Below are 18290 nucleotides of genomic sequence, written 5' to 3' on the forward strand. Positions count from 1 at the left end.
CGCGCAACTGGCAAATCTCAGCTGCTGGCGGCGCGTACCGCGTCCGGCAGCGATGCGCTCTTGCCGGTCTGCGTGTCGATCCACACCACCACCACGTTGCCATCGGAATACAGCACGCCCTCGTCCTTCTGGTCGAGGATGCGGTGGCCGATGGTGATGCTGCTGCTGCCCAGGCGCTCGACGAACAGTTCCACCAGGATGTCGTTCGGCCATATCAGCGGGCGCTTGTAGTTGACGTTGGTGGCCGCGACCACCGGCGCGATGCGGTCGGTCATCGCCACGCCTTCAACGCCCAGCATCCAGCGCACGCGCGCTTCCTCCAGGTACGAAATGTACTTGGCGTTGTTGACATGGCCCATGCTGTCCATGTCGCGCCAGCGCACGCTGATCGGGATGCGTGCCAACACCTTGTGCTCTTCGCTCATCAGCTTGCCTTCTTCTTTGCGGTTTTCTTGGTGGCGGACTTGGCGACTTTCGCCACCTTCTCCGGTTTGATCTTGCGTGGCGGGCGCGCATCGGGCTTGTTGGCCATCGCCGCCGGCCGGGTCTCGCGCGCCTTCACCGATGGCAGCATCTTGGCCAGGAACTGCCCGGTGTAGGACGCCTTGTGCGCGGCCACATCTTCCGGCGTGCCGGAGACCAGGATGCTGCCGCCGCGATGGCCACCTTCCGGGCCCAGATCCACGATCCAGTCGGCGGTCTTGATCACGTCCAGATTGTGTTCGATCACCACCACCGTGTTGCCCTCGTCGCGCAGCTTGTGCAGCACGCCGAGCAGCGCTTCGATGTCGTGGAAGTGCAGGCCGGTGGTCGGCTCGTCGAGGATGTACAGGGTACGTCCGGTATCGCGACGCGACAGCTCCTTGGACAACTTGACGCGCTGCGCCTCACCGCCGGACAGCGTGGTCGCGCTCTGGCCCAGCTTGATGTAACTCAGGCCCACATCCACCAGCGTTTCCAGCTTGCGTGCGATCGACGGCACTGGCTCGAACAGCCGCAGTGCGTCCTCGACGGTCATCTGCAGCACGTCGCTGATGTTGAAGCCCTTGTAGCGGATCTCCAGCGTCTCGCGGTTGTAGCGCTTGCCGTGGCAGACATCGCAGGGCACGTAGACGTCGGGCAGGAAGTGCATCTCCACCTTGATCAGGCCATCTCCCTGGCAGGCCTCGCAGCGGCCGCCGCGCACGTTGAAGCTGAAACGGCCCGGCGAATAGCCGCGCGCACGCGCTTCCGGCACCTGTGCGAACAGCTCGCGCAACGGGGTGAACATGCCGGTGTAGGTGGCTGGATTGGAACGCGGGGTGCGCCCGATCGGCGACTGGTCGATATCCACGACCTTGTCGAACAGATCCAGATTCTCCACCTCGCGATGCGCGGCCACCGGATGCGAGGCGCCGTTGATCTCGTTGGCCGCCAGCGAGAACAAGGTGTCGTTGATCAGCGTGGACTTGCCCGAGCCGGACACGCCGGTGATGCAGGTCAACAGGCCGGCCGGAATATCCAGGTCGACATTCTTCAGGTTGTTGCCCGTCGCCCCGCGCAGATGCAGCATCATCTTCGGGTTGGGCTTGTGGCGCTGCTTGGGAATCTCGATGCGGCGCTTGCCCGACAGGTACTGGCCGGTCAGCGAGCCGGGTGCATCCAGGATGTCCTGCAGCGTGCCCTGCGCGCAGATTTCGCCACCGTGCACGCCGGCGCCGGGGCCGATGTCCAGCACGTAATCGGCCAGGCGGATCGCGTCCTCGTCATGCTCGACGACGATCACGGTATTGCCCAGGTCGCGCAGCCGCGTCAGCGTGCCGAGCAGGCGTTCGTTGTCGCGCTGATGCAGGCCGATCGACGGCTCGTCCAGCACATACATCACCCCGACCAGGCCTGCGCCGATCTGGCTGGCCAGCCGGATACGCTGCGCCTCGCCACCGGACAAGGTATCGGCCTTGCGTTCCAGGGTCAGGTAATCCAGGCCCACGTCGACCAGGAAGCCCAGCCGTTCGCCGATCTCCTTGACGATCTTGCTGGCGATCTCGCCACGCCAGCCCGGCAGCGACAAGCCGCGGAAAAAGCTCAGCGCCTCGTTGACCGGCAGCACCACCAGTTCGGGCAGCGGGCGGTCGGCGACGAACACGTTGCGCGCGGCACGGTTCAGGCGCGTGCCGTTACAGGCCGGGCAGGGCTGCTGGCTGACGTACTTGGTCAGCTCCTCGCGCACGGCCGGCGATTCGGTTTCGCGGTAGCGGCGTTCCAGGTTCGGCAGGATGCCTTCGAAGCGGTGCTTGCGCGTGGTGCGCCCGCCCGCATCGGTGAAGTAAGTGAAACTGATCGCCTCATCGCCGCTGCCGAACAGCACCGCCTGGCGCACTTTGGCTGGCAGCGTGTTCCACACCGCGTCCACGTCGAACTTGTAGTGCTTGGCCAACGAGGCGATCAGCTGGAAATAATAGGCATTGCGGCGATCCCAGCCGCGCACCGCGCCGGCCGACAGCGATAGCTCCGGATGCACCACGACGCGATCCGGGTCGAAGAACTCGGCCACGCCCAGGCCATCGCAGCTGGGGCAGGCGCCCACCGGTGCGTTGAACGAAAACAGCCGCGGCTCCAGCTCCGGCAGCGAGTAATCGCAGACCGGGCAGCTGTACTTGGACGAGAACAGGTGCGGGGCCGCGGCCGGGTCGTCCAGCGACTGCACTGCGACCATGCCTTCGCCGAGCTTGAGCGCAGTCTCGAAACTTTCCGCCAGCCGTTGCTTGATGTCTTCGCGCGGACGGAAGCGGTCGATCACCGCCTCGATGGTGTGCTTCTGGCGCAGCGCCAGCGGCGGCACCGCGTCGATCTCGTATAGCTCGCCATCCACGCGCACGCGCACAAAGCCCTGCGCGCGCAGCTGCTCGAACACCTGCGCATGCTCGCCCTTGCGCTCGCGGATCACCGGCGCCAGCAGCATGTAACGCTGCTCCTGGTCCTGCGTGAGCATGTGGTCGACCATCTGGCTGACGGTCTGCGCCTCCAGCGGGAAGCCGTGGTCCGGGCAGCGCGGCTGACCGACGCGCGCGTACAGCAGGCGCAGGTAGTCGTAGATCTCGGTGATCGTGCCGACCGTGGAACGCGGGTTGTGCGAGGTCGATTTCTGTTCGATCGAAATCGCCGGGGACAGGCCTTCGATGTGGTCCAGGTCCGGCTTTTCCATCACGCTGAGGAACTGGCGCGCATACGCCGACAGCGACTCGACGTAGCGGCGCTGGCCTTCTGCATAGATGGTGTCGAACGCCAACGACGACTTGCCCGAGCCGGACAGGCCGGTGATCACGATCAGTTTGTCGCGAGGCAGGTCGAGGTCGATGTTCTTGAGGTTGTGCGTCCGCGCGCCGCGGATGCGGATGAAATCCATCGCCATGGGGGATCCGATGTCGGGCCGGCGAACCGGCGGTGGTGCGAGCGTGCTCAGCAGGAATGAGTGGCAGTCGATCAGCCTACCCGCCGACCTAGGTGAGGGCAATTGCCCCAAATGCCAGTCTGACCGGGCGCCTGTGGCGGCCGGATGATGCGTTGCACGGGTGGATCGGGCGGGGCCATGGCCGGCTGGCCGGCAGGTTGACCCCAAACCCCGCCAGCCCGTACAATCCCGCTCCTGTCTGCCCTAGGGCACGTCAGTGCGACCATAATAACTACAGAGGAAAACCTGGTCATGTACGCAGTTCTGGTAACCGGCGGTAAGCAATACCGCGTCGCGCAGGGCGAAACGCTCCGCGTGGAAAAGCTCGATGTCGAAGCTGGCAACGAGATCAAGTTCGACACCGTCCTGATGCTGGGCGATAGCGATGGCATCAAGCTGGGCGATGCGCTGAAGGGCGCCTCGGTCACCGCCAAGGTCGTGGCCCATGGCCGCGCCGACAAGGTGCGCATCATCAAGTTCCGTCGCCGCAAGCACCACATGAAGCGTCAGGGACACCGTCAGCACTACACCGAAATCGAGATCACCGGCATCGCCGGTGGCGATAAGAAGTAAGGAGAACCAGTCATGGCACACAAAAAAGGCGTAGGTTCCTCGCGCAACGGTCGCGATTCCAACCCGAAGTACCTGGGTGTGAAGATCTTCGGTGGCCAGGCCATCGATGCCGGCAACATCATCGTGCGTCAGCGTGGCACCCAGTTCCATCCGGGCGCCGGCGTCGGCCTCGGCCGTGACCACACCCTGTTCGCGCTGGTCGACGGCAAGGTGGAGTTTTCCACCAAGGGCCCGAAGAAGCGTCGCACCGTCAGCGTGGTTGCCGAGGCGTAATCGCCCGCTCCATGCAGGCCAGTCCGTCAGGCATCGCTGCCTGGCGGACGAGACGGAAAGCCCCGCTTTTGCGGGGTTTTTCGTTTGACGGCCGGGAGTGGAGAATCGGGATTGGGGATTCGCAACGGCGGATTTCGAGAGTCCCGGTACCGCTGCTTCCTGCTGTTTCCGCGGCCGCCTAGCGGCGTCCTGCGGTGGTGTTACCAATCCCAAATTACGAATCCCAAATCTCATGAAGTTAGTCGACGAAGCAGAAATCCTGGTCAGTGCCGGCAATGGCGGCAATGGCTGTGTCGGCTTTCGCCGCGAGAAGTTCATCCCGCTCGGTGGGCCCGATGGTGGCGACGGCGGTAACGGCGGCAGCGTATGGATCGTGGCCGACGAGAACGTCAATACGCTGGTCGACTTCCGGCATGAGCGCACCTTCAAGGCGCAGCGCGGCGAGAACGGCATGGGCCGCCAGGCCTACGGCAAGGGCGGCGAAGACCGCATCATCGTGGTGCCGGTCGGCACCGTGGTGATGAACGTGCAGACCGACGAAGTCATCGGCGACCTGACCCAGCATGGCGATCGCCTGCTGGTGGCCAAGGGCGGCAAGGGCGGCCTGGGCAACATGCATTTCAAGAGCTCGGTCAATCGCGCGCCGCGCCAGTCCACCACCGGTGAAGAGGGCGAGGAGCGGTTGCTCAAGCTGGAGCTGAAGCTGCTGGCCGACGTCGGCTTGCTGGGCTTTCCCAATGCGGGCAAGAGCACCCTGATCCGCGCGGTGTCCTCGGCAACCCCGAAGGTGGCCGATTACCCGTTCACCACCCTGTACCCGAATCTGGGCGTGGTCAGTGTCGAGGCATACCGCAGCTTCGTCATCGCCGACGTGCCGGGCCTGATCGAGGGCGCGGCCGACGGTGCCGGGCTGGGCACGCAGTTCCTGCGCCATCTGCAGCGCACCCGTCTGCTGCTGCATCTGGTGGACATTTCGCCGATGGATGGTGGGGTGGAGGCGTCGCCGGTGGATCAGGTGCGCACCATCGAACGCGAGCTGGAGCGCCATGATCCGGAGTTGCTGAAGAAGCCGCGCTGGCTGGTGCTCAACAAGGCCGACCTGATGTTCGAGGACGAGGCGCGCGCTGCGGCCGAGACGATCGTGGCCGAACTCGGCTGGGCCGCGCCGTGGTATCTGGTCTCGGCGCTGGGCCGCGATGGCACCTTCCCGATCATGAAGGACATCATGGCGTTCTTCGACCGTCAGCGCGAGGACGAGCTCGAGGCACGCAATGCCGGCTGAGCGCATGCGCAGGCACACAAAAAACCCGGCCAAGGCCGGGTTTTTCTATGCCACCGCAAGCCAGGCCTGCGGTGATGCCAGCACGGCTCGCTTACGCGGCCTTGATGGCCTTGATGCGAGCGGTCAGGCGGCTCTTGTGACGCGCAGCCTTGTTCTTGTGAATCAGGCCACGGGCGCTGAAACGGTCGAGGATGGGCTGGGCAACGGCGAAAGCAGCTTCGGCGCCTGCAGCATCGTTGGCGTCAAGGGCCTTGATCACCTTCTTGACGGCGGTGCGCAGCATCGAACGCTGGCCCGTGTTGCGCTCATTGCGCACGACGGTCTGCTTGGCGCGCTTCTTGGCGGACTTGATATTGGCCACGGTGGTGGGTTCCTGAAAAATCGGTGTAGTGGAAAAAGCAAGCGGGAAAGTATGATGGGCTTAGTTATGTACGTCAAGTCAGTTGTCAAGAGGGATGCAGCGTGAGCAAGCCCGGCATGTTGAGAGGCCTGCTCTCATTCAGCAGTATGACCATGGTGTCGCGGGTGTTGGGCCTGATCCGCGACCAGGCGATCTCCACCACCTTCGGCGCCAATGCGGTCACCGACGCGTTCTGGGTGGCGTTCCGGATCCCCAATTTCCTTCGTCGGCTGTTTGCCGAGGGCTCGTTCGCCACCGCCTTCGTGCCGGTGTTCACCGAGGTCAAGGAGACCCGCCCGCATACCGACTTGCGCGAGCTGATGTCGCGGGTGTCCGGCACGCTCGGCGGCATGTTGCTGCTGATCACCGCGCTGGGGCTGATCTTCACCCCGCAGCTGGCGTCGGTGTTTTCCGATGGCGCGGCCACCGATCCGGATAAATACGGCCTGCTGGTCGATTTGTTGCGGCTGACGTTTCCGTTTCTGTTGTTCGTCTCGTTGACCGCGCTGGCGGGCGGGGCGCTCAACAGCTTCCAGCGGTTTGCGATTCCGGCGCTGACGCCGGTGATCCTCAACCTGTGCATGATCGCCGGCGCGCTGTGGCTGGCGCCGCGGCTGGACGTGCCGATCCTGGCGCTGGGCTGGGCGGTGCTGGTGGCCGGGGCGCTGCAGTTGCTGTTTCAGCTGCCGGCCCTGAAGGGCATCGACCTGCTGACGCTGCCGCGTTGGGGCTGGACGCACCCGGATGTGCGCAAGGTGCTGACCCTGATGATTCCGACCCTGTTCGGTTCGTCGATCGCGCAGATCAACCTGATGCTGGACACGGTGATCGCCGCGCGGCTGGCCGACGGCTCGCAGTCGTGGCTGTCGCTGGCCGACCGGTTCCTGGAACTGCCGCTGGGCGTGTTCGGGGTGGCGCTGGGCACGGTGATCCTGCCGGCGCTGGCGCGCCATCACGTCAAGACCGACCGCAGCGCGTTCTCCGGCGCGCTGGACTGGGGGTTCCGCACCACGCTGCTGATCGCGATGCCGGCGATGCTCGGCTTGCTGCTGCTGGCTGAGCCGCTGGTGGCGACCTTGTTCCAGTACCGCCAGTTCACCGCCTTCGATACGCGCATGACCGCGATGTCGGTCTACGGCCTGAGCTTTGGCCTGCCGGCGTACGCCATGCTCAAGGTGCTGCTGCCGGCCTTCTACGCCCGTCAGGACACCCGCACCCCGGTGCGTGCCGGCGTGGCGGCGTTGATCGCCAACATGGTGTTCAACTTCGCGTTGCTGGCAGTGGTCTACCAGGTCATGGTGCCGCCTGAGCTCAAGGCGCAGGGCGTGATGCAGGCGCTGGGCAAGCAGCCGGGTCTGCATCTGGCGCTGGGCATTGCCAGCGCGCTGTCCAGTTATCTCAACCTGGCTTTGCTGTGGTACTGGTTGGGCAAGTCCGGCGTGTACCAGCGCCGGGCGGGCTGGGCTGGCTATGCGCTGCGCCTGCTGCTGGCATGCGCGGCGATGGTGGCGGTGCTGTTGAGCCTGCTGTGGTGGCTGCCATCGTTCACTGTGATGGATAAGTGGGATCGCATCGGCTGGCTGGCGGTGCTGGTCGGCAGCGGTGGGGCGACCTACCTGGTGGCGCAAGTGGCGCTGGGATTGCGGCCGCGGCATCTGCGCGAGGGCTAGTCGTCCGCCGAGCTGGCCGAGCGGGTGCAGAGCCAGCCGTCATGCACGGTGGCTGGGGCCAATCCTGGGCCGGGAAGGCGCGCAATCGTCTGCCCGCTTCCGGGACGCGGCGGCACAGGCCCGGGGCCGCGCCCATGCGGATTGACAGGCACGGCTATACTTGCGGGTTATGCATCAACGAGGGTCGGCCGGCAGGCCGGCATCTGTTTGGATCGAGGAATGAGCAGGCTGTTTAGAGACGTCGAGGGCGGGACGCTGTTCCCGCACGGAAGCGTGGTCTGCATCGGCGCCTTCGATGGCCTGCACCTGGGGCATCGGGCATTGGTGCAGCATGCGGTCGCGCGCGCGCGCGCGCTTGGGGTGCCGGCGGTGGCGGTGAGCTTCGAGCCGTTGCCGCGCGAGTTTTTCGCCCCGGCCGCGCCGCCGCCGCGGCTGACCCTGGCCCGCGCCAAGATCGAAGGGCTGCACGGCTTCGGTGCCGACAGCGTGGGCATGATCCGGTTCGACGGTCGCCTGTCGGCGATGAGTGCCGAAGACTTCGTGCGCCTGGCCCTGGTCGGCCGGCTGTGCGCCAAAGAGGTCTGGATCGGCCCGGAGTTCCGTTTCGGCCATCGGCGTGGCGGCGATATCGGCCTGCTTCGCTCGCTTGGTGCGCACTACGGCTTTGCAGCGGGCGAAATCGCGCCGGTGCACCTGCACGGCGAGCGCATCTCGGCCACGCGCATCCGTGAGCTGCTGGGCGCGGGCGAGTTCGCGCACGCCGGGCAATTGCTTGGCCGTCCGTATGCCATCGGCGGGCGGGTGGTGCGCGGCAAACAGCTTGGCCGCACCCTCGGCTATCCCACCGCCAATCTGCGCTTTCCGCGCACGCCGGCGCTGTCGGGTATTTACGCGACCTGGGTGCATGGCGTGGCCGAGCGGCCGTGGCCGTCGGTCTCGAGCTTTGGCACGCGCCCGACCGTGGCCGGTGTGGAGCCGCTGCTGGAAGCGCATCTGTTCGATTTCCAGGGCGACCTGTATGGCCGGCATATCGAGGTCGAATTCGTTGCCAAGCTGCGCGACGAAGAGAAGTTCGACGGCCTGGACGCGCTGACGGTGCAGATGCATCGTGATGCCGAGCAGGCGCGTGCGGTGTTGGACAGGCACGCAGTTTCTGCAACACATGCGAGTTCCTCGCAACAGCCCGCCTATGATGCGAGTCCCTCGCAAGAGCCGACCTATGATGCGAGTCCCTCGCAAGAGCCCGCACATCCATGTGCGGACTTATTAAAAAATCCAGCGCAACGGTAGAGACCTGTGACCCAAGACTACAAAGCCACTCTCCATCTGCCCGCGACGGAATTCCCGATGCGTGGCGACCTGCCCAAGCGCGAGCCGGCGATGCTGGACCGCTGGGAGCGCGAGGGGCTGTACGCGCAACTGCGCGCCAATGCGGCAGGGCGCCCGCTGTTCGTGCTGCACGACGGCCCGCCGTATGCCAATGGCCAGATCCATCTGGGCCATGCGGTCAACAAGATCCTCAAGGACATCATCGTCAAGTCGAAGTATCTGGCTGGCTTCGATGCGCCCTACATCCCGGGCTGGGATTGCCACGGCCTGCCGATCGAGATCGCGATCGAGAAAAAGTACGGCAAGGTCGGCGTCAAGCTCGACGCCGCCGAGTTCCGCCAGAAGTGCCGCGAGTACGCCACCGAGCAGATCGATCTGCAGCGCCGCGATTTCAAGCGCCTGGGCGTGATCGGCGATTGGGACAACCCGTACAAGACGCTGGATTTCCGCTTCGAAGCCAACGAGATCCGCGCGCTGGCCAAGGTGGTCGACAACGGCCATCTGACCCGTGGCGTGAAGCCGGTGCACTGGTGCTTCGACTGCGGCTCGGCACTGGCCGAGGCCGAGATCGAATACGCCGACAAGGTGTCGCCGACGGTGGACATCGCCTATCCGGCGCGTGATCCGGCGGCTGTCGCTGCCGCGTTCGGCGCCAGCCTGCCGGCGGGCGTGGGCGTGGCGGTGCCGATCTGGACCACCACGCCGTGGACGCTGCCGGCGTCGCTGGCGGTGAGCCTAGGCGCGGAACTGGACTACGTGCTGGTCGAAGGCCCGGCCGATCGCGGCCAGCCGCGCTGGTTGGTGGTGGCCGAGGCCCTGGCCGGCAAGGCGCTGTCGCGCTATGGCGTGGACACGGTGGTGGTGCACGGCCATGCCAAGGGCGCGGCGCTGGAGCGGATGCTGCTGAACCACCCGTTCTATGCCGAGCGCGAGATTCCGCTGCTGCTGGGCGACCACGTGTCGGCCGAGGACGGTACCGGCGCGGTGCATACCGCACCGGGCCATGGCCAGGAGGACTACCAGGTCTCCAAGCAGTACGGCTTGCTCGAGCGTTACGGCGCGGCGCAGATCAACCCGGTGGACGGGCGCGGCGTGTACCTGCCGTCGACGCCGCCGCTGGGCGACACCGTGCTGGCTGGGCTGCACATCTGGAAAGCCAACGACATCATCATCGAGGCGCTGCGCGATACCGGCGTGTTGCTGGCGGCCAGCAAGATGGAGCACAGCTATCCGCATTGCTGGCGCCACAAGACGCCGATCGCGTTCCGCGCCACGCCGCAGTGGTTCATCTCGATGGAGCAGGCCAACCTGCGAGCCGATGCGCTCAAGGCCATCGACAACGTGCACTGGTATCCATCCTGGGGCCAGGCGCGTATCGCCGGCATGGTCGATGGACGTCCGGACTGGACCATCTCGCGCCAGCGCACCTGGGGCGTGCCGATCGCCTTGTTCGTGCATCGCGAAACCGGCGAGCCGCATCCGCGCAGCACCGAGTTGCTGCGCCAGGTCGCCGACCGGGTGGAACTGGGCGGCGTGGACGTGTGGTACACGCTGGATGCGGCCGAACTGCTGGGCGATGAGGCCGCCGATTACGACAAGATCACCGACATCCTGGATGTGTGGTTCGACTCCGGCGTGACCCACGAGGCGGTGCTGGTGGACCGCGGCCTGCCCAAGCCGGCCGACCTGTACCTGGAAGGCTCCGACCAGCACCGTGGCTGGTTCCAGTCCTCGCTGCTGACCGGCGTGGCGATGGACAAGGCGGCGCCATACAAGCAGTGCCTGACCCACGGCTTCACCGTGGACGAGCACGGGCGCAAGATGTCCAAGTCGCTGGGCAACGGCATCGAGCCGCAGGACATCATGAAGACCCTGGGCGCGGACATCCTGCGCCTGTGGATCGCCTCGGCCGATTACAGCAACGAGATGTCGCTGTCGCAGGAGATCCTCAAGCGCAACGCCGATGCGTATCGCCGCCTGCGCAATACCGCACGCTTCCTGCTCGGCAACCTGCATGGCTTCGATCCGCTGCAGCACCTGGTGGCGCTGGACGACATGGTGCTGCTGGACCGCTGGATCGTGCACCGCGCGCACGAACTGCAGGAAAAGATCGCTGCCGCGTATGCGCGCTACGACTTTGCCGAAATCGTGCAGGCGCTGCTGAATTTCTGCAGCGTCGACCTGGGCTCGCTGTATCTGGACGTGACCAAGGACCGCCTGTACACGATGGCCGAGGATGCACGCGGCCGCCGTTCGGCGCAGAGCGCGATGTATCACGTGGCCGAGGCGTTCGTGCGCTGGATCGCGCCGGTGCTGAGCTTCACCGCCGAGGAACTGTGGGGCTACCTGCCGGGCAAGCGGGTCGACAACGTGTTGTTCGCCACCTGGTACGACGGCCTGGCGCCGTTGCCGGCCGATGCCGCGCTGAGCAGTGCCGATGTCGACAGGCTGCTGGCCTTGCGCGAGCAGGTGGCCAAGGTGCTGGAGCCGATGCGTGCCAATGGGGCGATCGGCGCGGCGCTGGAAGCGGAGATCACCGTGGCGGCCGATGCGCAGACCGCCGCGCGCTGGCAGCCGCTGGCCGAGGAGCTGCGCTTCCTGTTCATCAGTGGCGACGTGACCGTGACTGCGGCCAGCACCGACGACATCTTCGTCAGCGCGCAGCCGACCAGCAAGGCCAAGTGCGTGCGTTGCTGGCACCACCAGGCCAGCGTGGGCAGTGATCCGCGTCACCCGGAACTGTGCAGCCGCTGCGTCAGCAATATCGAAGGCCCCGGCGAGCAACGCCACTGGTTCTGACGGGGTTGCGTGAATGCGCGTGGCGGGCAGGTCCTGCCACGCGTTATCGAGACCCCGTACGGGCTGGCGTGCGCCTCTGTCGCGGCATCATGGGCAGGCGCTGGTGCCGGACGGCGAGTGCCCCGGCGCTGCATGCACGCCCTTGCTGAAGCATGGCGCATGCGGCACGGCGGGGCAGGGTAGCCGGCTCCGGTGCCCATGCCATCCTTGCCTGCCTGTCATCCCGCTTTCGTCAGCTTCATCTGCCACCGCCCTCACTTATCGCCATCCAGGCATCTTCTCCGACGTCGGAGAAGTCACCCCCAACTGCGACCTTTCGACATGAGTCAACGCCCCAAACCCTCCGCCCTGATCTGGTTGCTGCTGTCGGCACTCGTGATCGGGCTGGACCAGTGGAGCAAGGCCTGGGTGCTGTCCAGCCTGCCCGAATACACCCCGGTGCCGGTGATCGACGGCTTCTGGAACTGGTACCGCACCTACAATACCGGCGCGGCCTTCAGCTTCCTGAGCGATGCCGGCGGCTGGCAGCTGTGGTTCTTCACCGCGCTGGCGGTGGGCATCAGTGGGCTGCTGGCGTTCTGGCTGTCGCGCACCGCACGCAGCGAATGGCGCAGCGCGCTGCCGTATGCGCTGGTGATCGGCGGGGCGATCGGCAACGTGATCGACCGCCTGATGCACGGCCATGTGGTCGATTTCATCCAGTGGTACATCGGCAGCCACACCTGGCCGTCGTTCAACATCGCTGACTCGGCGATCGTCGGCGGCGCCATCGGGATCGCGGTATTCGGTCTGTTCGACAAGTCCGGCAAGCGCGAGTCGGGGATGCGGAAGTAGGAATCGACGCTGAAGTCGCGGCGCACCGGCGCCGTCCGGTCCCATCCTCCATTCCCCATTCCCGTAGAATGCCCGCCATGGATGTCCTGCTCGCCAATCCCCGTGGTTTCTGTGCCGGTGTCGACCGCGCGATCGAGATCGTCAAGCGTGCGATCGAAACGCTGGGCGCGCCGATCTATGTGCGCCATGAAGTGGTACACAACCGTTTTGTGGTCGACGACCTCAAGCAGCGCGGCGCGGTCTTCGTCGAGGAATTGGACGAGGTGCCCGACAATGCCACGGTGATCTTCAGCGCGCACGGCGTCTCGCAGGCGGTGCGTCAGGAAGCCGAGCGCCGCGGGCTCAAGGTGTTCGACGCGACCTGTCCGCTGGTGACCAAGGTGCATTTCGAGGTGGCGCGGCATTGCCGGGCCGGCCGCGACGTGGTGCTGATCGGCCACGCCGGGCATCCGGAAGTGGAAGGCACGATGGGGCAGTGGAGCCGCGAACGCGGCCCGGGCACGATCTATCTGGTCGAGGATATCGAACAGGTCGCCACGCTGCAGATCCGCCAGCCGGAGAACCTTGCCTACACCACCCAGACCACGCTGTCGGTGGACGACACCATGGGCATCATCGAGGCCCTGCGTGCGCGCTACCCGGCGATGCAAGGGCCGCGCCACGACGACATCTGCTACGCCACCCAGAACCGTCAGGATGCGGTGCGCGATCTGGCGCGCCAATGCGATCTGGTGCTGGTGGTCGGTTCGCCCAACAGCTCCAATTCCAATCGCCTCAGCGAGCTGGCCCGGCGCGACGGGGTGGAGTCCTACCTGATCGACAACGCCGGCGAGATCGATCCGGCCTGGATCGTCGGCAAGCAGCACATCGGCCTGACCGCCGGCGCTTCCGCACCGCAGGTGCTGGTCGATGGCGTGCTGGCGCGGTTGCGCGAGCTGGGGGCCGAAAGTGTGTCCGAGCTGGAGGGCGAGCCGGAATCGATGGTGTTCGCGCTGCCCAAGGAACTGCGGTTGCGTCTGGTCAGCTGACGCAGGGCACGCCGGACTGGCTGAGCCGGCGTCGACTGCCTGCAGCAAGTTGGTGTGCCTCACCGCTGCAGGTGGCCATATCGGCCAGCCACAGCCCGGGTCCGGCGCCGGACATGCTGTCCTCCGCCTGGTGGCGATTGACCCGGCACCGGCTCCGCTCCTACAATTCACGGCTCGCCGGAATAGCTCAGTTGGTAGAGCGGCGCATTCGTAATGCGTAGGTCGTAGGTTCGATTCCTATTTCCGGCACCATCGCTTCAGCACTGGGTCGACCATGGGTCGGCCCAGTTGCGTTTTGGGCCGATCACGCACATCCCGGCGCTGCGCCGCCATATACGCCGCACATCACACAGGCCGCAATCGATGGCCGCAAGCGCATCTTTTCCGCCCTGCGCAGCGCTGCGACAACATGTCGCACAGTTTTGCGCGCATTAATTGCGGCAGATCATTGCCGATGGGTTTCGTGCAGGTGCAGCAAAGTCTAAAATCAGGGAGCTAACTCGTGTCTTCGGTCTGCGTGGCCGCCTTCCCCCGGGAAGCGCGCCGTCAGGACGAGTCCACATGGATACGACGAACGAGGCTGGCGTTCCTTCGCACTTGGATCGACCGATGATTCCGTTGAAACATCTCGGGCGTGTACTTCGTCCAGGCCTGATGCTGCCGTTCCTGCTGTTGGCAGGCTGCAACTCGGCCATTCTCAATCCGAAAGGCCAGATCGGCCACGACGAGAAGCAGCTGCTGATCACCTCGGTCGTGCTGATGCTGATCGTGGTCATCCCGGTGATCGTGATGACGATTGCGTTCGCGTGGAAATACCGCGCGTCCAACACGAAGGCGCGCTACGAGCCGGACTGGTCGCACTCCACCGCCATCGAAGTGGTGGTGTGGTCGATCCCGTGCGTGATCATCCTGGTGCTGGCGGTGCTGACCTGGCGCTCCTCGCATGCGCTGGACCCGTACCGTCCGCTGGATTCGGACGTCAAGCCGATCACCATCGAAGCGGTGTCGCTGGACTGGAAGTGGATGTTCATCTACCCGGACCAGAACATCGCCACGGTCAACGAGATCGCGTTCCCGGTGCATACGCCGCTGAACTTCAAGATCACCTCCGATACGGTGATGAACTCGTTCTTCATCCCGCACCTGGGCACGATGATCTACGCGATGGCCGGCATGGAAACCAAGCTGCACCTGGTGGCCAACGAGCCTGGCGAATACTTCGGCCTGTCGACCAATTACAGCGGTCACGGCTTCTCGAAGATGAGCTTCAAGGCGCATGCGGTCGATCAGGCCGGCTTCGATGCGTGGGTGGCCAAGGTCAAGGCATCGCCGACCGCGTTGAACGCTGCCGAGTACCAGGTGCTGGCCGCCAATCGCAACGACAAGGAACAGTATCCGGTCACCTACTACTCGTCGGTGCAGGACGGCATGTTCCGCTCGCTCGTCGACAAATACATGAATGGTCCGGGCCATAACAAAGGCCATGGCGACCATCAGGCAGCGGCTGCAGAGCCGGTTGCCATGTGCACTTCTGGAGACAAGTGATGCTAGGCAAACTTACGATCGAGGCGGTTCCGTACCACGAGCCGATCATCATGGTCGCACTCGGTGGTGCCGGCCTGCTCGGCCTGCTCATCGCGGGCGCCATCACCAAGTACAAGCTGTGGGGCTACCTGTGGAAGGAGTGGTTCACCTCGGTGGATCACAAGCGCATCGGTGTGATGTACATCATCGTGGCGCTGGTCATGCTGCTGCGCGGCTTCGCCGATGCGGCGATGATGCGCACCCAGCAGGCGCTGGCGGGTAACGGCGGCGAAGGTGTGCTGCCGCCGCACCACTACGACCAGATCTTCACCGCGCACGGCGTGATCATGATCTTCTTCATGGCCATGCCGTTCATGACCGGCCTGTTGAACCTGATCGTGCCGCTGCAGATCGGCGCACGCGACGTGGCGTTCCCGTTCCTGAACTCGCTGAGCTTCTGGCTGTTCGTGGCCGGTGCGGCGCTGATCAACATCTCGCTGGGTGTCGGCGAATTCGCGCAGACCGGCTGGCTGGCCTACCCGCCGTTGTCGGGGCTGGAATACAGTCCAGGGGTCGGTGTCGACTACTACATCTGGGCGTTGCAGGTCTCAGGCCTGGGCACCTTGCTGACCGGCATCAACTTCTTCGTGACGATCATGCGGATGCGCGCGCCGGGCATGACCCTGATGCGCATGCCGATCTTCACCTGGACCGCGCTGATCACCAACATCCTGATCATTGCCGCATTCCCGATCCTGACCGTGGCGCTGGCGCTGCTGGGTGCCGACCGTTACCTGGGCACGCACTTCTTCACCAATGACGGTGGCGGCAACGCCATGATGTACGTCAACCTGATCTGGATCTGGGGTCACCCGGAAGTCTATATCCTGATCCTGCCGGCGTTCGGCATCTTCTCCGAGTTGATCGCGACCTACAGCCGCAAGCGCCTGTTCGGCTACACCTCGATGGTCTACGCCACCTCGTGCATCGGCGTGCTGTCGTTCGTGGTGTGGTTGCACCACTTCTTCACCATGGGCTCGGGTGCCAACGTCAATGCCTTCTTCGGCATCACGACGATGATCATCTCGATCCCGACCGGCGTGAAGATCTTCAACTGGCTGTTCACCATGTTCCGCGGTCGTGTGCACATGACCTCGCCGGTGCTGTGGACGATCGGCTTCATCATCACCTTCACCATCGGTGGCATGACCGGCGTGATGCTGGCGATTCCGGCCGTGGACTTCGTGCTGCACAACAGCCTGTTCCTGATCGCCCACTTCCATAACGTGATCATCGGCGGCGTGGTGTTCGGCTACCTGGCCGGCCTGACCTACTGGTTCCCGAAGGCGTTCGGCTTCAAGCTCAACGAGAAGATCGGCAAGGCCTCGTTCTGGTGCTGGATCATCGGCTTCTTCGTGGCTTTCATGCCGCTGTACGTGCTCGGCTTCATGGGCATGACCCGTCGCATGAACACCTACAACCACCCCGAGTGGGCGCCGTGGCTGTACGTTGCTGCGGCCGGTGCTGCGATCATCGGCCTGGGTATCTTCCTGAACCTGGTGCAGATCGGTTACAGCGTGTGGAAGCGCAAGGAGCACATGGACTACACGGGCGATCCGTGGGATGGCCGTACGCTGGAGTGGGCCACCTCCTCGCCGCCGCCGTTCTACAACTTCGCCGTGCTGCCGCACATCGACGACCGCGATCAGTTCTGGGCCGACAAGCAGAACGGCAAGGGCTGGGTGCGTCCGTCCAAGTACGAGGCGATCCACATGCCGCGCAACACCGGGGCTGGCGTGTATATCGGTGCCTTCAGCGTGCTGATGGGCTTCGGTCTGATCTGGCACATCTGGTGGCTGGCCATCATCGGCCTGGTCGGCATGATCGGCAGCTTCATTGCGCGCACCTTCGATGACGACATCGATTACTGGGTGCCGGCCGACGAAGTGGAGCGCATCGAAAACGCGCGCTTTGCCCTGCTCGAACAGCAACATGCGGCGCAGGCCGCGAAGGTGGTATGACCATGTCTTCCTCGACCACGCTTGACCACGCCGCCCACGCGGGCGGCCACGACGACCACGAACATCACGACGCCGGTGGCAACACCGTCTTCGGGTTCTGGGTCTACCTGATGAGCGACTGCCTGCTGTTCGCCGGCCTGTTCGCCACCTATGCGGTGCTCTCGGGCGCCACGGTGGACGGACCGACCGCCAAGGAGCTGTTCGACCTGAAGTTCGTGCTGGTGGAAACCTTCCTGCTGTTGTTCAGCAGCCTGAGCTTCGGCGTTGCGATGATCTCCGCGCACAAGCGCAGCATGACCGGGCTGTACGCCTGGCTGGGCGTCACCGCACTGCTGGGTATCGGCTTCCTGTGCATGGAAGTGTGGGAGTTCAACCACCTGATCCATGAAGGGGCGGGTCCGGGGCGCAGCGCGTTCCTGTCGGCCTTCTTCACCCTGGTGGGCACGCACGGCCTGCACGTGGCCTCCGGTCTGTTGTGGATGGCAGTGCTGGTGATCCAGATCTCCAAGAACGGCCTGACCCCGCGCAACAGCACGCGTCTGGCCTGCCTGAGCCTGTTCTGGCATTTCCTGGACATCATCTGGATCGGTGTGTTCACCGTCGTCTACCTGCTGGGAGCGCTGTAATGGCCAATCACCACGCGCATGAAACCGCTGCCGACGCACATGCCGGCGGCCTGAAGTCCTATCTGATCGGCTTTGTGATGGCCGTGATCCTCACCGTCATCCCGTTTGCGATGGTGATGAGCGGGGCGTTCTCCAAGGGCGTCACCGTCATCGTGATCTCGCTGATGGCCGCAGTGCAGATGCTGGTGCACATGGTGTACTTCCTGCACATGGATCGCTCGCCCGAGCAGCGCTCCAACGTGCAGGTGGGCCTGTTCTCGCTGCTGATCATCGGCATCGTGATCGTCGGTTCGCTGTGGGTGCTGCACAACATGAACGTCAACATGATGCATTGAGACGGCGCTGTGCCGGATCACGGCACGCCGGATCCAAGGATGCTGGACAAAAAGCCGCCGGGTCACCGGCGGTTTTTTTGTGTGTGAATCGCTGCGCAGCATGACCTATGGCATACGGGGAAGCGCGGGCAGGCGCTTAGCATCGTGGGCTTGCCTGTTCCAGGTC

General features: G+C 64.8%; 15 protein-coding genes and 1 tRNA gene. 13 read left to right on the forward strand and 3 right to left on the reverse strand.

The genetic code is table 11. From position 1 onward, the window contains the following. Nucleotides 1-17: 17 nt before the first annotated feature. Both DYQ94_RS00570 and uvrA read right to left on the reverse strand, forming a co-directional pair. Nucleotides 18-425, reverse strand: coding sequence for an acyl-CoA thioesterase (locus DYQ94_RS00570; RefSeq protein WP_024940078.1), 408 nt, complete (start codon nt 423-425; stop codon nt 18-20). Beyond that, entirely contained in the window at nt 425-3391 is a 2967-nt protein-coding gene (gene uvrA / locus DYQ94_RS00575; protein WP_160954598.1) for an excinuclease ABC subunit UvrA, read from the reverse strand. The genes DYQ94_RS00570 and uvrA overlap by 1 nt, the downstream gene beginning before the upstream one ends. A 291-nt stretch (nt 3392-3682) precedes the next feature. Between uvrA and rplU the strand changes: the two genes are divergently transcribed. The 3 genes from rplU (at nt 3683) to obgE (ending at nt 5558) form a co-directional block, all read left to right on the forward strand. After that, entirely contained in the window at nt 3683-4003 is a 321-nt protein-coding gene (rplU, locus tag DYQ94_RS00580) for a 50S ribosomal protein L21 (RefSeq protein ID WP_046342025.1), read from the forward strand. A gap of 12 nt (nt 4004-4015) precedes the next feature. Continuing rightward, entirely contained in the window at nt 4016-4276 is a 261-nt protein-coding gene (gene rpmA, locus DYQ94_RS00585) for a 50S ribosomal protein L27 (RefSeq protein ID WP_003484326.1), read from the forward strand. A 232-nt stretch (nt 4277-4508) separates the two neighbouring features. After that, nucleotides 4509-5558, forward strand: a complete 1050-nt coding sequence (gene obgE / locus DYQ94_RS00590) for a GTPase ObgE (protein ID WP_104624164.1) — start codon at nt 4509-4511, stop codon at nt 5556-5558. Nucleotides 5559-5649: 91 nt separating this feature from the next. On the opposite strand, the gene rpsT is transcribed toward obgE, so the two are convergent. Then, nucleotides 5650-5919 (reverse strand): 30S ribosomal protein S20, encoded by a 270-nt coding sequence (gene rpsT, locus DYQ94_RS00595; RefSeq protein WP_002807888.1) that lies wholly within the window; start codon nt 5917-5919, stop codon nt 5650-5652. Between the two features lie 116 nt (nt 5920-6035). Between rpsT and murJ the strand changes: the two genes are divergently transcribed. The 10 genes from murJ (at nt 6036) to cyoD (ending at nt 18124) form a co-directional block, all read left to right on the forward strand. Beyond that, nucleotides 6036-7628 (forward strand): murein biosynthesis integral membrane protein MurJ, encoded by a 1593-nt coding sequence (gene murJ, locus DYQ94_RS00600; RefSeq protein ID WP_047126655.1) that lies wholly within the window; start codon nt 6036-6038, stop codon nt 7626-7628. A 219-nt stretch (nt 7629-7847) separates the two neighbouring features. Then, nucleotides 7848-8918 (forward strand): bifunctional riboflavin kinase/FAD synthetase, encoded by a 1071-nt coding sequence (locus DYQ94_RS00605; protein ID WP_104608706.1) that lies wholly within the window; start codon nt 7848-7850, stop codon nt 8916-8918. Nucleotides 8919-8924: 6 nt separating this feature from the next. Further along, a complete protein-coding gene (ileS, locus tag DYQ94_RS00610) occupies nt 8925-11756 on the forward strand; it encodes an isoleucine--tRNA ligase (protein ID WP_126965678.1) in 2832 nt (943 codons plus the stop codon). 321 nt (nt 11757-12077) lie between these two features. Continuing rightward, the gene (lspA, locus tag DYQ94_RS00615) at nt 12078-12590 is read left to right on the forward strand and encodes a signal peptidase II (protein ID WP_039511422.1); all 513 of its coding nucleotides are present in this window, start codon (nt 12078-12080) and stop codon (nt 12588-12590) included. Nucleotides 12591-12667: 77 nt separating this feature from the next. Further along, nucleotides 12668-13618 (forward strand): 4-hydroxy-3-methylbut-2-enyl diphosphate reductase, encoded by a 951-nt coding sequence (gene ispH, locus DYQ94_RS00620; RefSeq protein WP_102252551.1) that lies wholly within the window; start codon nt 12668-12670, stop codon nt 13616-13618. Nucleotides 13619-13794: 176 nt separating this feature from the next. Beyond that, a tRNA-Thr gene (locus DYQ94_RS00625) sits at nt 13795-13870 on the forward strand. 357 nt (nt 13871-14227) lie between these two features. Beyond that, complete coding sequence (gene cyoA / locus DYQ94_RS00630) at nt 14228-15163, forward strand: ubiquinol oxidase subunit II (protein ID WP_024940071.1); 936 nt, start codon at nt 14228-14230, stop codon at nt 15161-15163. Beyond that, on the forward strand, nt 15163-17163 hold the full coding sequence (cyoB, locus tag DYQ94_RS00635) for a cytochrome o ubiquinol oxidase subunit I (protein ID WP_039511404.1): 2001 nt from the start codon (nt 15163-15165) through the stop codon (nt 17161-17163). Before cyoA ends, cyoB begins: the two co-directional genes overlap by 1 nt. Next, entirely contained in the window at nt 17160-17789 is a 630-nt protein-coding gene (gene cyoC, locus DYQ94_RS00640) for a cytochrome o ubiquinol oxidase subunit III (protein WP_006450194.1), read from the forward strand. The genes cyoB and cyoC overlap by 4 nt, the downstream gene beginning before the upstream one ends. After that, entirely contained in the window at nt 17789-18124 is a 336-nt protein-coding gene (gene cyoD / locus DYQ94_RS00645) for a cytochrome o ubiquinol oxidase subunit IV (RefSeq protein ID WP_006450195.1), read from the forward strand. Before cyoC ends, cyoD begins: the two co-directional genes overlap by 1 nt. Nucleotides 18125-18290 lie beyond the last annotated feature (166 nt).

The sequence above is a fragment of the Xanthomonas sp. LMG 8993 genome (assembly GCF_009835065.2).
GTDB classification, from domain to species: domain Bacteria; phylum Pseudomonadota; class Gammaproteobacteria; order Xanthomonadales; family Xanthomonadaceae; genus Xanthomonas; species Xanthomonas arboricola.

Excerpts from the sequence above, each read along its gene's own strand:
- DYQ94_RS00570 (WP_024940078.1), bottom strand. The coding sequence starts at position 425 with ATGAGCGAAGAGCACAAGGTGTTGGCACGCATCCCGATCAGCGTGCGC.
- uvrA (WP_160954598.1), bottom strand. The coding sequence starts at position 3,391 with ATGGCGATGGATTTCATCCGCATCCGCGGCGCGCGGACGCACAACCTC.
- rplU (WP_046342025.1), top strand. The coding sequence starts at position 3,683 with ATGTACGCAGTTCTGGTAACCGGCGGTAAGCAATACCGCGTCGCGCAG.
- rpmA (WP_003484326.1), top strand. The coding sequence starts at position 4,016 with ATGGCACACAAAAAAGGCGTAGGTTCCTCGCGCAACGGTCGCGATTCC.
- obgE (WP_104624164.1), top strand. The coding sequence starts at position 4,509 with ATGAAGTTAGTCGACGAAGCAGAAATCCTGGTCAGTGCCGGCAATGGC.
- murJ (WP_047126655.1), top strand. The coding sequence starts at position 6,036 with ATGTTGAGAGGCCTGCTCTCATTCAGCAGTATGACCATGGTGTCGCGG.
- DYQ94_RS00605 (WP_104608706.1), top strand. The coding sequence starts at position 7,848 with ATGAGCAGGCTGTTTAGAGACGTCGAGGGCGGGACGCTGTTCCCGCAC.
- lspA (WP_039511422.1), top strand. The coding sequence starts at position 12,078 with ATGAGTCAACGCCCCAAACCCTCCGCCCTGATCTGGTTGCTGCTGTCG.
- ispH (WP_102252551.1), top strand. The coding sequence starts at position 12,668 with ATGGATGTCCTGCTCGCCAATCCCCGTGGTTTCTGTGCCGGTGTCGAC.
- cyoA (WP_024940071.1), top strand. The coding sequence starts at position 14,228 with ATGATTCCGTTGAAACATCTCGGGCGTGTACTTCGTCCAGGCCTGATG.
- cyoB (WP_039511404.1), top strand. The coding sequence starts at position 15,163 with ATGCTAGGCAAACTTACGATCGAGGCGGTTCCGTACCACGAGCCGATC.
- cyoC (WP_006450194.1), top strand. The coding sequence starts at position 17,160 with ATGACCATGTCTTCCTCGACCACGCTTGACCACGCCGCCCACGCGGGC.
- cyoD (WP_006450195.1), top strand. The coding sequence starts at position 17,789 with ATGGCCAATCACCACGCGCATGAAACCGCTGCCGACGCACATGCCGGC.